General features: G+C 44.5%; 10 protein-coding genes and 8 pseudogenes. 12 read left to right on the forward strand and 6 right to left on the reverse strand.

What is annotated here, in order from left to right:
* The 3 genes from AC6R1O_RS15880 to AC6R1O_RS15890 all read left to right on the forward strand — a co-directional run.
* On the forward strand, positions 1-447 hold a 447-nt coding region (locus tag AC6R1O_RS15880; protein ID WP_500657366.1), incomplete at its 5' end, for a hypothetical protein.
* Positions 448-500: 53 nt separating this feature from the next.
* Positions 501-2,321, forward strand: coding sequence for a heparinase II/III domain-containing protein (locus AC6R1O_RS15885; protein WP_500657367.1), 1,821 nt, complete (start codon positions 501-503; stop codon positions 2,319-2,321).
* A complete protein-coding gene (locus AC6R1O_RS15890; RefSeq protein ID WP_500657368.1) occupies positions 2,315-4,141 on the forward strand; it encodes a DUF2264 domain-containing protein in 1,827 nt (608 codons plus the stop codon). The genes AC6R1O_RS15885 and AC6R1O_RS15890 overlap by 7 nt, the downstream gene beginning before the upstream one ends.
* Here AC6R1O_RS15890 and AC6R1O_RS15895 read toward each other — a convergent pair.
* Positions 4,142-4,246, reverse strand: a pseudogene (locus tag AC6R1O_RS15895) (zinc ribbon domain-containing protein); the annotation flags it as partial.
* A 170-nt stretch (positions 4,247-4,416) separates the two neighbouring features.
* The gene (locus AC6R1O_RS15900) at positions 4,417-4,761 is read right to left on the reverse strand and encodes a hypothetical protein (RefSeq protein WP_500657369.1); all 345 of its coding nucleotides are present in this window, start codon (positions 4,759-4,761) and stop codon (positions 4,417-4,419) included.
* A gap of 2 nt (positions 4,762-4,763) precedes the next feature.
* Here AC6R1O_RS15900 and AC6R1O_RS15905 point away from each other — a divergent pair.
* The 7 genes and pseudogenes from AC6R1O_RS15905 to AC6R1O_RS15935 all read left to right on the forward strand — a co-directional run.
* A pseudogene (locus AC6R1O_RS15905) lies at positions 4,764-5,436 on the forward strand (Mu transposase domain-containing protein); the annotation flags it as partial.
* Positions 5,408-6,186: pseudogene (gene istB, locus AC6R1O_RS15910) on the forward strand (IS21-like element helper ATPase IstB). The pseudogenes AC6R1O_RS15905 and istB, both read left to right, overlap by 29 nt.
* A gap of 314 nt (positions 6,187-6,500) precedes the next feature.
* Positions 6,501-8,339 (forward strand): beta-glucoside-specific PTS transporter subunit IIABC, encoded by a 1,839-nt coding sequence (locus AC6R1O_RS15915; protein WP_500657370.1) that lies wholly within the window; start codon positions 6,501-6,503, stop codon positions 8,337-8,339.
* Positions 8,339-9,799, forward strand: coding sequence for a glycoside hydrolase family 1 protein (locus AC6R1O_RS15920; protein WP_500657371.1), 1,461 nt, complete (start codon positions 8,339-8,341; stop codon positions 9,797-9,799). The genes AC6R1O_RS15915 and AC6R1O_RS15920 overlap by 1 nt, the downstream gene beginning before the upstream one ends.
* An 18-nt stretch (positions 9,800-9,817) precedes the next feature.
* Positions 9,818-10,666 carry a PRD domain-containing protein gene (locus tag AC6R1O_RS15925; RefSeq protein WP_500657372.1) on the forward strand — a complete coding sequence of 283 codons (849 nt, stop codon included), beginning with the start codon at positions 9,818-9,820 and terminating at the stop codon, positions 10,664-10,666.
* 151 nt (positions 10,667-10,817) lie between these two features.
* Positions 10,818-10,982: pseudogene (locus AC6R1O_RS15930) on the forward strand (IS630 family transposase); the annotation flags it as partial.
* Positions 10,983-11,046: 64 nt separating this feature from the next.
* Positions 11,047-11,313, forward strand: a pseudogene (locus AC6R1O_RS15935) (transposase); the annotation flags it as partial.
* 33 nt (positions 11,314-11,346) lie between these two features.
* Here AC6R1O_RS15935 and AC6R1O_RS15940 read toward each other — a convergent pair.
* From AC6R1O_RS15940 to AC6R1O_RS15950, 3 genes and pseudogenes are all read right to left on the reverse strand, one after another.
* Positions 11,347-11,655: pseudogene (locus tag AC6R1O_RS15940) on the reverse strand (IS66 family transposase); the annotation flags it as partial.
* 11 nt (positions 11,656-11,666) lie between these two features.
* Positions 11,667-11,882, reverse strand: a pseudogene (locus tag AC6R1O_RS15945) (IS66 family insertion sequence element accessory protein TnpA); the annotation flags it as partial.
* Between the two features lie 224 nt (positions 11,883-12,106).
* On the reverse strand, positions 12,107-12,823 hold the full coding sequence (locus tag AC6R1O_RS15950; protein WP_500657390.1) for a prolyl oligopeptidase family serine peptidase: 717 nt from the start codon (positions 12,821-12,823) through the stop codon (positions 12,107-12,109).
* A 55-nt stretch (positions 12,824-12,878) separates the two neighbouring features.
* Here AC6R1O_RS15950 and AC6R1O_RS15955 point away from each other — a divergent pair.
* Positions 12,879-14,056 (forward strand): IS3 family transposase gene (locus AC6R1O_RS15955; RefSeq protein ID WP_500657373.1). Its coding sequence is split into 2 segments (ribosomal slippage): positions 12,879-13,146 and positions 13,146-14,056, totalling 1,179 coding nucleotides; the frame shifts between segments, so codons are not numbered across the junction.
* A 39-nt stretch (positions 14,057-14,095) separates the two neighbouring features.
* Positions 14,096-14,842, forward strand: a pseudogene (locus AC6R1O_RS15960) (IS3 family transposase); the annotation flags it as partial.
* Positions 14,843-14,845: 3 nt separating this feature from the next.
* Here AC6R1O_RS15960 and AC6R1O_RS15965 read toward each other — a convergent pair.
* Positions 14,846-15,472 (reverse strand): hypothetical protein, encoded by a 627-nt coding sequence (locus AC6R1O_RS15965; RefSeq protein ID WP_500657374.1) that lies wholly within the window; start codon positions 15,470-15,472, stop codon positions 14,846-14,848.
* Positions 15,473-15,491: the final 19 nt, after the last annotated feature.

A 15,491-nucleotide genomic window follows, 5' to 3' on the forward strand; every position in this document is an offset into this window, starting at 1 on the left:
GTGGAAACGGGTGAAAGCTCGGCAACCAACTGGGGACTTGCTAAATACCCTGTGCCTGAAGGCGTTGCTCCGGGTACCACCGCAGCTACATTAACAAGCCTCGCCATTGCAAAAAACTCGAAGTATCAAGAAGCAGTGCTCGACTTCATAAACTTTGCAGCAAGTAGCGAAGGGGCTTTAGCCGTTGCAAAAGCCGGTGGATTCCCTGCAAACCAAACAGCCGAGACCATCGCGATTGCAGGTTCGCGTGCAGGTTTCCCACAGGATGCCCAAAGCCAACAAGCACTTACTCTCGGTACCGCGTACTTAGAAATGCCGGTGGACACCGCGACACCTCGTGTCGAAGTTGTACTTAACCGTGCACATGACGCAATCATGACTGAGAGCGAAGACCTAGATGATGTATTAAGCACCCTTAATACTGACGTCAAGCAAATCCTCAACTAGTAAATCACCATAACAGTATGGCCGCTACTAGGCGGCCGCTTTAGGAATTACGGATGCTTACACTACCGGCTCTACCAGCACAACACAGGATAGCGCCCTTTACGCCATTCGCACATTTTGATGCGTCTTTCTGGGCTCAATTACCTGAGCCCACACAACAAGTATTGAGGCACTTTTCAGACCAGGCACAACACACCGATTGGTCACAGCTATTCGCCACAGATTACTTACGATTTAGCATTGACGGTAACAGGACGGCGTTTGAAGTAAAGTACTTCGCTCGTCGCCATAAGTTACTCGATTTAACACTCGGCTATAAATTGCAACCAACTGAAGAGCTGCTACAGCAAATACTAGACGGTATTGGGTTACTATGCGAAGAGTCCGGTTGGCAATTACCAGCGCACAATAGCTATGTTAGAGACTCTACTATTTTTCCTTACCCTGATGTCGATCGCCCGGTTATTGACCTATTTGCTGCCGAAACTGCCGCGCAACTAGCATTGACCCGCTACCTTCTAAAATGCGCACTGAACACCGCAGCTCCTATGCTGGCCAATAGAATTAACGTTGAAATCAGTAAACGCATTGTTGCTCCCTTTGTACGAGATCACTTTTGGTGGATGGGCGACGGTGATGATGCCATGTGTAACTGGACACCATGGTGCTGCCAAAACGTACTCATTGCTACTCTGCTGACCACAAGCGAAGGAGGTACGGTGAGAGCGGTAATTGATAAAGTCATCATCGCATTGAATGCCTTCTTGAAAGACTATGGCGAAGACGGCGCATGCAATGAGGGAGTCACCTACTACCGACACGCAGCACTCTGTTTTTCTAATTGCATCGACATTCTCAATACTGTCACTCACCAGCATTATGCCTGGGTATTTAAAGTCCCGTCAGTGCAAAATATGATGAATTTCATTGTACACAACAGGATCTCTCCAACTCAATATTTCAATTTTGCAGATAGTTCCGCTACTCAAAAAGCATGCGATGTTCGCGAATTCATTGCTGGTCAAAGAGTAAATTCGCTCCTGTTACCGACTCTTGCAGCCAGTGACCATCGCCTAACTCACCAGTCTTTGCCCTATAATAGACTGGCCAATGAAGCAGCGCTTTATTATCAACTGCAGGCTATTGAGAACTTAGCGGCTATGGACGAGTGTGCTTCAGCATCGAATTTTGAGGACCTACTAACTAAACTCCAAGCGAAATACTACCATAGTATCGGTCAGTTCATCTCACGCGATACGCGTTTTGTAGTAAGCATGAAAGGTGGTAACAACGGAGATAGCCACAATCACAATGACGTAGGAAGCCTGACCTTATATTGCGATCAGAAGCCGATCTTGATTGATTTAGGAGTTGGAACGTATACAAAAAAGACCTTTTCAGCTCTGCGCTATGACATTTGGACTATGCAAAGCGCGTGGCACAACCTCCCAACCATCAATTCAACCATGCAGCGAGATGGCGTTGAGTACTGTGCTCAAAGCCCGAGCTATTTGATATCGGACAATCAATCTGCGTTTGAGATCGATATTGCAAAAGCTTACCCGACATCAGCTAAAGTCTCGCGCTGGATAAGACGTATTGTGCATCGTTACAATAAAGACATCACAGTAACTGAGGAGTTTGAAGGGCAAGGCAGCGCGGTTTTGTCATTTATGACTATAAACAAACCACATATATTTGAAAACCATATTCAAATTGGTGCGTGTTCAATGGCATTCTCAACCAAGGTAAACCCAACGATTGAATTGCATTCCATTGACGATGAACGCCTTCGTCTCGCCTGGCCTGAAACCATCTATCGCTTGCTCATTCAAGTGCCGCCAGGTTCACATTCATGGAGCTTAACATGTTAGATCTTTCATCAAATCCGCTCGCCACCCGTGACGACTTTATAACATGCTGCAAAGCGTTGATTGAGCCGACTCTGCCATATGTAGATTCAAGTAATGCATCGGCCCACATTGGAAATACCACTACGCACTACGGGATGAAGATTGCGGATATGGAAAGCTTTTCACGTTTTCTTTGGGGTGTATTTCCACTTCTTTGTGACGATTCAACCAACGCCCAATATGATGCATTTTGGAGAGGAATCGCTCATGGCACTGACCCCGAGCATCAAGCTTATTGGGGCGAGGTGGGCCAGTATGACCAACGCGTTGTTGAGATGGCTGTTTATGGTTTTGGCATGGTACTCATGGGAGAATCGTTTTGGCATCACTTCACTGACCAAGAGCAACACAATATTTGTCAATGGCTAAACCAATCTGCGACCGCCGTCGTTCCAGACAATAATTGGCACTTTTTTCCGGTACTGGTGCAATTGGGTTTCAAGTTGTCGGGTAAACCCTATCATCATTGGGTATTCGAACAACGCTTGAATGAAATTGAAAACTACTATCTCGGCGACGGATGGTATGCTGATGGCATTGGAAGGCCAAGAGATTACTACATCTCAATGGGATTTCATTTTTACAGTCTCATATATGCCAAACATATGCTCAACGACGACTCCAAACGCTCCCAGCGTTACATTCGCAGAGCTAAACAGTTTAGCCAGGATTTTTTGTGGATGTTTAGTCAGCAAGGTGATGCTATTGCGTTTGGTCGCAGCCTCACTTACCGATTTGCTCAAGGCGCTTTTTGGAGCGCAGTTGCTTATGCAGACCAAGACATCGTTGACCTAGGTGTTGTTAAGGGCCTTCTACTAAGGCATTTGCGATTTTGGTTTCAGCACCCAATTTTTGACAATTCGGGTTTGTTAAGTATTGGCTATCATTATCCAAACCTTATCATGGCAGAAGACTACAACAGTCCAGGTTCCAGTTACTGGGCTGCTAAGATTTTTGTGGCTGCAGCATTGCCAATGAACCATCCATTTTGGCAAGTAGATGAGCAGCCGTTTCCAACCCTAAATGGCTCAAAATGCTTGCCTCATGCCGGACAAGTCATTACCCATAGCGAACAATCTCACCATGCTTGGCTGTTAACCGCAGGGCAATTAGAGCTAAACAATTACGTCAACACCGATGCTAAGTACACCAAGTTTGCCTACTCAAACCGATACGGATTTACGCTGGAAAGAGGTCGTTATGGTTTGGCTCACGCTGGGGGTGATTCGATGCTGCTGTTCGGTGAAGGTGATGGATATTTCAGAGGCAGGCGCGATTGTGAGTTATTATCGATATCTAACCAATCCATTGTTTGCCAATGGAACCCTTGGAACAACGTTGAAGTCACTACATGGCTGATCCCAATGGGTGATTGGCACGTGCGAGTACACTTGATTGACAGTGAGCGAGAACTCATTGCGGTTGAAGGAGGATTTACTCTCCCCCAACACGACAACACCATGAAGAGCACGAGCTCCACCACAGCTCAAGTGTGCAACGATGTGGAATGTTCTCGGGTAAGCATACTTTCCAAACAATCAACACAAGCCAAGGTCATCGCATTGGCGCCAAATTCAAATATCCTGTACCCGCAGCGCCCGTTGTTGCCAATAAGTCAATTTAGTGTCGCCATTGGCTCAACCCTAGTCTGTCATGCTTTTTATGCAGGCAATAATGACAATCAAGGGGATTCACCGCTTTTTACTTCTCATGACGATCATTTTGAACTCAATGCCCATGGCAATTGCTTGCGCTTTTCACTGATTGACATCCTCCCCTAGCTAAAGCAGGGGGATTCCTACTTCTAGACGGCGGTGTCCCGCCGCAAGAATGTTCATGGCCGCATTGGTATCGCGGTCGTGTTCTGCCCCGCATTCAGAACATGTCTGATGCGCTCCTGCCTTGGAACTTCAAACATTAGCAAGATCGCCCCGTGGGTTCATGGGGCGTTTACTATGAGATTGATGAACCCGACAAGCGTGACTGGTTAGCGACTGAAGCAGGATAAGCTTACCAACGATAAAGCTTGAACTGTGTCGAGAGTCAGTCAACGTGCCTATTCCACACTCGATGGCCTGAATACCCGGACAGTATCGAGTTCATTTTGAACATCTTGTGCCAGATTCAGCATTTCAGGCTCTTGATTGCTGCTGTTTGGTTTGAACAATTCAATTGGCTTCAATGGCTTGTCTGATAGCAGCGTGGCGCAGTGCCGGGCGTCAGCGAAAATTTGGAGTAGGGGAGTTAATTCGTGAATACTACGTGCCTCTTGAAGCCCGAGGTAGTAGCTGTCTATTAGCAATTGCAGCTCTCGTATGCGGTATTTGCCCTGTTTAGTGAGCGCTATCCACGTTGCTAGATTGTGTTTGATGCCATCATGGTCAAGTGGTTCTTTGTTCATTGTTGGGGCTCGCCATCCGTGAGTTTATGAATGACTTAAACGAACGTGAGATGAAACAGTATGGTGCGAGCCGCAAAGCGCTGTTCGACAAACTCGATAAGCCAGCGTTAAAGCCGCTACCTAAGCAGCGATACCTCTATACCGAAACCAAGCGAGCCAAGGTTGGGCGTGATTATCACATCGAATATCGCCGCCACTACTACTCGGTGCCACATCAACTTGTTGGTCACCATGTTGAACTGGAAGCCTCCAACCGTCTGGTGCAGATTTACCATCAAGGTAACTTGGTCGCCCAGCATCCACGCAGCCAAAGAGAGCGCGGAAACAGCACCCAACCAGAGCACATGCCGAGTGATCATCAACATCAGAAGTGGTCGCCTGGACGCCTGCTCAACTGGGGAGCCAATATCGGCCCAGCCACACTAGAAGTCGTCAATAAGATGCTCAACTCCAAGCCTCATCCAGAGCTGTCGTATCGCTCCTGTCTTGGGCTGCTCAATCTGAGTAAAGCGCATGGCGAGTCGCGCTTAGAGCAAGCCTGTAAAGATGCGCTGATGCTGACAAAACCGAACTACACCTTCATCAACAATCTGCTGAAGAACAATCGTGAAGGACAACTCGAGCACGCCGAACCTTGTTCACAGCAATGTCCGTGGCCCGAACTGTTATCACTAGGAGAAATACAAATGAACGCACTGAACGACCAACTCAAGACCCTCCGCTTGAGCGATGCAGTGAAAGCGTTAGAGCAGCAACAGAACAACTGAGCACCTACGCAGAGCTGGACTTCGAGGAAAGGCTAAGCCTACTTCTGGAAAGTGAAATCTTGAATCGCAATCAGACAAAAATCCAACGCTTAAAACGACAAGCCAAACTGAGAGTGGATGCTCAGCCGAGCCAACTCACCTACAAGGTGGGACGAAATCTCAATCGTAAGCAGATGAACGAACTTCTAACGGGCAGTTATCTACATAAGCACCAGAATATCTTGATCACAGGCCCAACAGGTACTGACAAAACGTATCTTGGCTGCGCACTTGCAACCAGCGCCTGCGACCAACAACAAACGGTAGATACTACCGATTAACTCGCTTGCTTGATGATCTGAACGCAGGTCGTCTGGATGGTAGCTATCAAAAGCAACTTCAATCGTTGGCTAAGAAAGCTCTACTTATCCTCGACGACTGGAGGATGGAAAAACTGACTCAAGAGCATGCAGGCCACTTGTTAGAAGTGGTTGAGGACCGCTACCAAAACAGCAGCACAATCGTCATCAGTCAACTACCCGTAAAGGAGTGGTACAACATGATCGGCAACGCCACCGTCGCTGACGCTCTAATGGATCGGCTGGTACACAATAGTCATCGAATAGAACTGGGAGGTGAGTCAATGAGAAAACTGGCGCAATCCGAACACTTAGAGTAAAAATAGGGAAAGAGAAAAAGTGCTGGTTCAGGTGTTCGGAATAAACCGAAACAAGCGTTCGCAATCACCGAAATACGCAATATGTGATTTTAAGCATGAATAATTTGAAAACTTGTATTAATTTTTTGATCTTCGTATAACTTCATTATTTTGATATTTGAACTCGCCATTGATATGGAAATAGCATGAATACACAAATTGCTTCGGGCATGTAACTGGTAAAGCAGGCAGGACCCAGAGAACTGAACTTAGAAATGAGTTCAGTTCTCTGGGTCTTTTTTTTTGTTTAAATATATTCACAAAGGTGATGTGTTATGGATTACATAAAAACAGCAGAGGGGATCCTCCAACATGTTGGAGGAAAAGAAAATATCTCTCACCTTACTCATTGTTCCACCAGAGTTAGGCTTACGCTCGTTGATGATTCAAAAGCAGATTATAAGGCTTTGGAATCTGTTCAGGGCGTGATTGGTGTAAGGAAAACAGCGCAGTGCCAAATTATTATTGGCAATGAAGTCATTGAGGTTTATGACGCACTAAAAGAAATTGTAGGGGATGTTAGTGGCACAGAAGTCGTTCAGGAAAACAAAAAATGGTCTGCTGTGCTGATTGATTTCGTGATTAGTATTTTCCAGCCATTAATTCCAGCTGTCGCTGGTGGCGGTGTATTAAAATCTTTGTTGCTTCTGTTAGTCAGTGTCGGATGGATGGAAAAAGGTTCTTCGATATATACGATTTTAGATTCAATTGGTAGTGCACCACTTTATTTCCTACCTGTTCTTGTTGCTATTACCACTGCAACCAAACTGAAAGTGAACATTTTGGTGGCAGTATCTGCGGTGGGTGCGCTGCTTATTCCTAGCATGACCAAAATACTCGCCAGTGGTGCGGTTGTTTTTGAAATTTCTCTCAAGAATATTCCTTATGCTTTTCAGGTTTTCCCTGCGATTTTGACAGTTTTGTTCTATTCGCAAATGGAACGTTGGGTGACACGTTACGCACCAAAATCTATTCGTGTCTTTTTTGTTCCCCTGGTGTGTTTAACTGTTACCGTACCTGTAACCCTATTGGTGCTTGGCCCATTGGGATATAACGTGGGTATGGGTATGTCGACCATCATTCTGGCTATATTTAATACTTTAGGTTTTATTGCTGTGGGTCTGTTAGCCGCAATCCTGCCTTTTATGATTGCAACCGGTATGCACAAAGCGATGATTCCTTATGCAGTTAATTCAATGAGTCAGTTTGGCAAAGAGGTTCTTTATCTTCCAGCTTCTCTTGCTCATAACGTGGCTGAAGCAGGTGCAAGCTTTGCTGTAGCATTAAGAACTAAGAATATCGGATTACGTTCAACAGCGATTTCTGCAGGTATTTCTGCGTTATTTGGTATCACTGAGCCGGCAATTTACGGTGTCACCTTGCTTCATAAACCTGTGTTGTACAGCGTGATGATTGGTGGTGCAATTGGTGGTGCAATTATTGGCTTATTTGCTATCGAAGCCTTTGCTCTGGTTGGTCCCGGCCTTGCAAGTATTTCGATGTTTACTTCACCAGATGACCCAATGAATCTAATTTATGCATTGATTGCTGTTCCGGTTTCCTTCTTCGCTTCTTTCATTCCTGTATTGATTTTATGGCGTGGTGATAATGAAACCGAAAACACACCTATTAAAGCTGAGAAAGAAGCTGAAAAAGCGTTTCCGTTTAAGTCACCAGTATCAGGAAAAGTGATTCCTTTAGAGCAAGTTAATGATGATGTATTTTCATCAAAGCTTATCGGTGATGGGATCGCGGTGATCCCGAGTGAGAATGTGTTGTACGCACCTGTAAACGGAAAAATTACCAGTGTTTATGAAACCGGTCACGCGATTAATATGGTTGCAGATAATGGTGCTGAGATGATCTTCCATATCGGTATCGACACGGTTCAGCTAGAAGGCAAGTTCTTTGAGCCTATGGTGAAGTCAGGAGACAGAGTTGAACTAGGTCAACCTCTTGTGAAATTTGACCGTGAACAGATAGAACAAAGTGGCTATGAGACAGTCGTGGTCTGCGTGATTGCAAATTCAGATGAGTATCAGCTTCAATCCGTTGAACAGAAAGAACAAGTGAAAAATCAAGATGTCATTATGATGGTAGAGGAGTTAGCGTAATGAGTAGTAAGAATGTATTTCCAGAAGGGTTTTTATGGGGTGGCGCAATTGCTGCTAACCAAGTAGAAGGTGGTTGGAATCAGGGTGGTAAAGGTCTTTCTGTAGCTGACATGGCGACCTATAAAAAAAATGTTGATGTCAAAGATTTCGTCGCTCACATGGCAATAAATTCTGAGTTTATCGAGCAGGCGATGAAAGATGAATCGGATATTATTTATCCTAAACGTCGCGGTGTCGATTTTTATCATCGTTATGAAGAAGATATTGCTTTGTTCGGTGAAATGGGGATGAAAGCGTTGCGTATATCTATCGCATGGTCACGCTTATTCCCTACCGGTGAAGAAGAAACGCCAAATATGGAAGGCGTACAGTTCTATATCAATGTGTTTGAAGAGATGAAAAAACACAATATTGAGCCAATTGTTACGCTTTCTCACTATGAAATGCCACTGGCATTAGCGGTTAAGAATAATGGCTGGGCTGATCGTAAAGTGATCGATCATTTTGTCCGTTTCAGTAAAGTTTGTTTTGAACAGTTCAAGTCATATGTGAAGTACTGGCTGACGTTCAATGAGATTGACAGTATTTTCCGTCATCCATTTACTACCGCAGGTATCATTCCTGATAAATGCCCGGAAGGAAAAGAGCGCGAAGTCATTTATCAAGCGCTTCATCACCAGTTCGTTGCATCAGCAATTGTGACTCGTGATTGTCATGAAATCATTCCGGGTAGTCAAATGGGTTGCATGTTGACCAAGCTAACAACATATCCCAATACCTGTCATCCGAAAGATGTAGAAAAAACTCTGCTAAAGAATCTTGAAAATTTATCTTATGCTGATGTGCAAGTGTTTGGTGAATATCCAAGCCTCACCAAAAAACTCTGGGAACTGGAAGGTATTCATATAGAAATTCAGTCTCAAGATCTCGAAGTCATGAAACAACATACGGTAGATTTTGTTTCCTTCAGTTACTATATGTCTCTGACTGAATCGGCTCGTGATGATTTAGAAGTTACGGCAGGGAACACCATTTTAGGTGTGAAAAACCCATATTTGCCATCAACGGATTGGGGATGGCAAATCGATCCGCTAGGTCTGAAAATTTCTCTGCTTGAACTTTATGACCGATACAAAAAACCATTGATGATTGTCGAAAATGGTATGGGTGCAAAAGATGAGGTTGTTGATGGACAAATTCATGACCCTTACCGAATTGAATATTTCAAAGCTCACTTCGAGCAAATGAAAGCAGCAATCGAGCTAGGCGTAGACCTTATCGGGTATACAAGTTGGGGGGCAATAGATTTGATCAGTGCGGGCACTTCTCAAATGTCTAAGCGTTATGGCTTTATTTATGTCGATCAGGATGATGAAGGAAACGGAACCTTAGAGCGTCTGAAAAAGGATTCGTTTTACTGGTATCAGGGCATTATCAAAACCAACGGTTCAACACTTTAAGTTTCAACAAGGGAATCTATGCTAACCATTAAGAAAACATTGAACTCGAGTGTGGTATTGGTTGAGCAAAATGGTCAACCTATGATCTTGCTTGGCAAAGGGATTGGATACGGAAAAAAAGAAGGGGCGAAAATCAAATATGATGACGTCAGCCAGGTCTTTATGCCCGTTGATAATCTCTACGTTAAGCAGATGCTTGATAGCATAGATTCCATACCTGCGGTTTATTTTGAACTCGCACAGGAAACGGTAACTTACGCAGAAAAGGTGACCGGGCAGAAGCTAAATAATGCAGTTTATTTTGCTTTGACTGATCACCTTCATTTTGCGGTGGAACGATTTCAGAAAGAGCTACCAGTTACCAATCGTGTGTTCTGGGAGATCAAGACTTTTTATCGTAGTGAATTTTCAGTGGGTGAATTTGCGCTGTCACTACTGAAAGAGCGCTTATCTCTTGAACTACCTGAGCAAGAGGCGGCAAATGTCGCTTTCCATATCATTAATGCTCGAAGCGGTGATACTACTGATACTAATGGGGCCAAATACGCACATTTAGTGGGGAAAATTGTCAATATTGTTCGTTACACTCTTGGGCGAGATATTGCCAATGACGACATTCATTACACCCGATTTATCACACACGTTAAGTATTTCGTTGAGCGGTTTTTCGCGGACAAGATGTTGCATGACAACGAAGACCCTTTATTTGAACATCTTCAGTTTAAATATCCAAAGGCGATGAATGGAGCATTTAAAGTTCGTGAGTACATGGAAGAAACCTACGAGCAAACCATTTCTAATGAAGAAGTGACCTATCTTGCTGTTCATATTTACCGCTTATTGGCTGTGGTTGAAGCTGATAGCTGACCCTTACTGTCTAACGCATTGAAATTTCGATATTTGAACAAGAAATAAGCGGTGGCTATATGTGGTATGTGGTCGCCAAAACAAGGTGGGGGGGCAGTCATTACTATCCCCGTGATCATTGAAGATGCTGGATTTTCCTTAAAAAAGGATCATGCTACGCAACATGAAAGTGACGCTATCTCCACAGAAGAAACAAGAACTCGAACAGACGCATGACTCCACTCGTGACAGTCACATGTGCGACCCTCTCAAAGCGGTTCTGCTTGCTTCCGAAGGGTGGAGCAATGCAATGATTTCACAGGCGCTTCGTATTCATGGAGAGTGTCCTGAATTCTGTGTAACTGTCTAAACTTAAGCCTTAAAGGCTAAGGATGGACAATATGGATAAGAAAGCACTCGAAGCTTTTGCTCGTGAAGCAGCAAAGTCAATTAAGACTGAATCTGATCTTGATGACTTCCGAAAAATGTTAACCAAGGTGACCGTTGAAACGGCGTTAAACGCTGAACTCGATGAGCACCGTGGGTATCAAAAACACCAACCTAGAACCAGCTCCAACTCCCGCAATGGCTACTCGGGTAAGTCCATTATCACCGATGATGGAGAGGTCGATATCGACGTCCCTCGCGATCGCGAAGCTAGCTTTGAAGTAAACGCCCCATGAACCCACGGGTCGATCTTGCTAATGTCTGAAGTTCCAAGGCAGGAGCGCATCGATATCAGGTTCAGCTTTCGCTAATTCCTGCATACACTTGACCATGTAGTCATAGAGGATGAGTCCATTGGCTTTCGCGGTCTCGACGATGCTGTAAAGCATCGCGCTCGCTTCAGCCCCATTAGGGTTAGTTGAGAAGAGCCAATTTTTTCTACCAATGACCAGCGGTTTTATTGCGCGTTCAGCACGATTACTATCTATCGATAAATGACCATCATCGATATAGCGGATAAGTTTCGGCCATTGGCCGAGCGTGTATTTTATCGCCTTACCCATGAGCATGCGTTTCATGATAACGCACCGATAAGCTCTGCGAGATAGGCTGCTGGCGTGCCTTGCGGAATGCTCAGCTCAACATCATTGCTGAGAAGAGTCATGTTAGCTGTTGCAACCTGAGCTTGATACGTCGTCGTCTTTTCGACGACTTCAGCTCGGACAAAGCCAAGAGATACGTCCGTTTTATTCAGTTGCTGGCGCTTGGCATAGAACGTTGAAGCTATTAAGTCGCTTTAAGTGCAGTTCAGGGCAGAATTGGTAGAGAGAGTCATGTAAAATATCAAGTTCGCACATCTTGTTGTCTGATTATTGATTTTTGGCGAAACCATTTGATCATATAATAAGATGTGCATATACCTTAACCTAATGATTTTTATAAAAATCATTAGGGGATTCCTTAGAACAATGCCGCCCCGTGGGATAATAGGGCGGATTCGCTCTTTTTATATGGTTATTGCAATTCACTATTTAGAAAATCTACAACATAATCAACATTGTCGTTAAATTTTTCACCGCCATGTTTACCACCATTAATATAAACAAGATCGACGAAGTGACTCCCTTTTTGGCGCTTAAATGCTTCATATAAGCGGGTGCTTTGCGCCATGGGTACGGTATGATCGGCGGTTCCATGAACCAAAAGAATAGGGGGAAGTTTTTGACCGACAGGTAAATTGTTGACGTAATGAAGTGGGCTTGCCTCATCTGCCTCGGCTTTGTTTTCTAAAACATTCTTGCCAATTAACTGGCTTTCAGGGGCTTTTTTACCATCACTAATTGAAACTTTGGACCCAGTTTGTTTAGCGCGATCACTGGCAATATGATAGAGATCGGTGGGTGCATACCAGGATACAATCGCATCAACTTGCTTACCATAATCCGCAGAGAGTAATCCAGCCCATATCGCCATGTGAGCACCGGATGATTGCCCCCAGATGGCAACAGAATCATAACTATAACCGAGTTTCGATGCGTTGCTTTGTAGGAACTGCATTGCTGTTTTCACATCATCTCGTTGAGTCGGCCAAACCGCGGTAGTGGAATAAGTCCAGTTGATAGAGGCAATAGCAAATCCAGCATCAGTCAGCTTTTCAACGCGTTGATACAATTCAATTTGTGATTTGTCGTTACGCTTCCATTGTCCCCCATGTGTAGTGGTACGGTGAATTTGGCCACCTGATTAGAGGTGTTAAGATACACCTCATAGCATGACAGGTGAAACTATGACCAAGCGTACCAGACGCACTTTCAGTGCGGAGTTCAAACTCGAAGCAGCGCAACTTGTTCTCGACCAAAACTACACCGTTGTTGAAGCCGCCAAAGCCATGGGGGTGGGTAAATCGACAATGGATAAGTGGGTAAGGCAGCTCAAGCAAGAAAGAAAGGGAGTGGCTCCTCAAGCCTCACCTATGACACCAGAGCAAATTGAGATACGAGAGCTGAAGAAGAAACTTGCTCGCCTTGAAGAGCACAATGAAATATTAAAAAAGGCTACAGCTCTCTTGATGTCGGACTCACTGAACAACTCTCGATAATCGAGAAACTCAGGCAGAGCTTTAGCGTTACCACCTTATGTCATGTGTTCAGTGTCCACCGCAGCAGTTACAAATACTGGCGTTGTCGCCCTAAACATGTTTCTCCAGAGTTGGTGAAACTCAAGAGTCTTATTAAAGAAGTTCATACGGCAAGCAACGGCTCTGCGGGTGCGAGAAGCATTGCCGACATGGTGACGGCTCAAGGTGTAAAACTGACACGTTATCGAGCTTCTAAGATGATGAAATTATTAGGGCTGGTAAGCTGCCAAACACCGAAGCACCGATATCGAAAGGCATCACAAGAACACGTAGAGATCCCAAACCATCTGTCTCGACAATTTGCTGTTACCGCTCCCAACCAAGTCTGGGTCGGTGATGTGACGTATGTCTGGACGGGACAGCGCTGGATGTATGTTGCTGTTGTCATCGACCTGTTCGCGAGAAAGCCAATTGGTTGGGCGATGTCAGTATCGCCTGATAGTACGTTGACAGGTAAGGCACTCTCTATGGCGTTTGAATCTCGAGATAAGCCCAAAGGCGTGATGTTCCACAGCGACCAAGGAAGTCATTACACCAGTCGTTCTTATCGGCAAATGTTGTGGCGTTATCAAATCAAGCAAAGCTTATCCAGGCGAGGTAATTGTTGGGACAATAGCCCGATGGAGCGGTTCTTCAGAAGTCTAAAGATAGAATGGATACCAGTGTCGGGTTATCGGAGTTTTAGCGAAGCAAGACAGCATATAACTCGTTACATCACGGGCTACTACAGCCAACTCAGGCCACATCAATATAATGGTGGCCTAACACCCAATGAGTCAGAGCGACTGTATTGGGAAAACTCTAAAACCGTGGCCAGTTTTAGTTGACCACTACACCCTAAACATGTTTCTCCAGAGTTGGTGAAACTCAAGAGTCTTATTAAAGAAGTTCATACGGCAAGCAACGGCTCTGCGGGTGCGAGAAGCATTGCCGACATGGTGACGGCTCAAGGTGTAAAACTGACACGTTATCGAGCTTCTAAGATGATGAAATTATTAGGGCTGGTAAGCTGCCAAACACCGAAGCACCGATATCGAAAGGCATCACAAGAACACGTAGAGATCCCAAACCATCTGTCTCGACAATTTGCTGTTACCGCTCCCAACCAAGTCTGGGTCGGTGATGTGACGTATGTCTGGACGGGACAGCGCTGGATGTATGTTGCTGTTGTCATCGACCTGTTCGCGAGAAAGCCAATTGGTTGGGCGATGTCAGTATCGCCTGATAGTACGTTGACAGGTAAGGCACTCTCTATGGCGTTTGAATCTCGAGATAAGCCCAAAGGCGTGATGTTCCACAGCGACCAAGGAAGTCATTACACCAGTCGTTCTTATCGGCAAATGTTGTGGCGTTATCAAATCAAGCAAAGCTTATCCAGGCGAGGTAATTGTTGGGACAATAGCCCGATGGAGCGGTTCTTCAGAAGTCTAAAGATAGAATGGATACCAGTGTCGGGTTATCGGAGTTTTAGCGAAGCAAGACAGCATATAACTCGTTACATCACGGGCTACTACAGCCAACTCAGGCCACATCAATATAATGGTGGCCTAACACCCAATGAGTCAGAGCGACTGTATTGGGAAAACTCTAAAACCGTGGCCAGTTTTAGTTGACCACTACAGGTCCACATAAATACGGGTGCCTTTTTCCGAAGAGGTATTCAAAACCTCATTCTGTATTTCAATAGAGGTTGTGCTGTACAAAGGTATAAATATGGATGCTAACAAACCCAAAAAAGTAACCACTAGCGCAGCTCTTGTATAAAACAATTCTTTGCTATGTTTTTTTTCGCTTTCTGTTTTATATCCATTTGCAACAAACTGCTTCAATGTTTCTGTGACAAAGAACCTTCCACGTGCATATACATACAAAGGTCTTTTAAGCTCATCATCAATAAACCCACAAGGAATGTAGTTTTCACCTGAGATTTGTACACCTAAAGATTTAAAGTCATAGTCGCCAAAAAAGTAGATGTAACGCTGAGACTTCAAGTATTCTAGTAGAGAAAACAGTGTTACCAAAAATTCAAATAAGTCACTCTCAACCTTGTTTAGATCAACTGCATCTTCTGCTTGAGAACGGAGCATTAAACTAAGTTGGCTTTCCGAACTAATGTCTATGTAACATTCAGCTGGTAAATACCTAGTAATAATATTTCCAAGAACATTGAGCCCTTTTTTGCTATCTAGCTTAAGTAAACTACTAACTATCTCCTGTTCTAACTTACTAAATTTCTTTGACACATTTCCTCCAAATGAATAG

The sequence above is a fragment of the Vibrio sp. R11-SG3-ISO3-SZ genome (genome assembly GCF_059834345.1).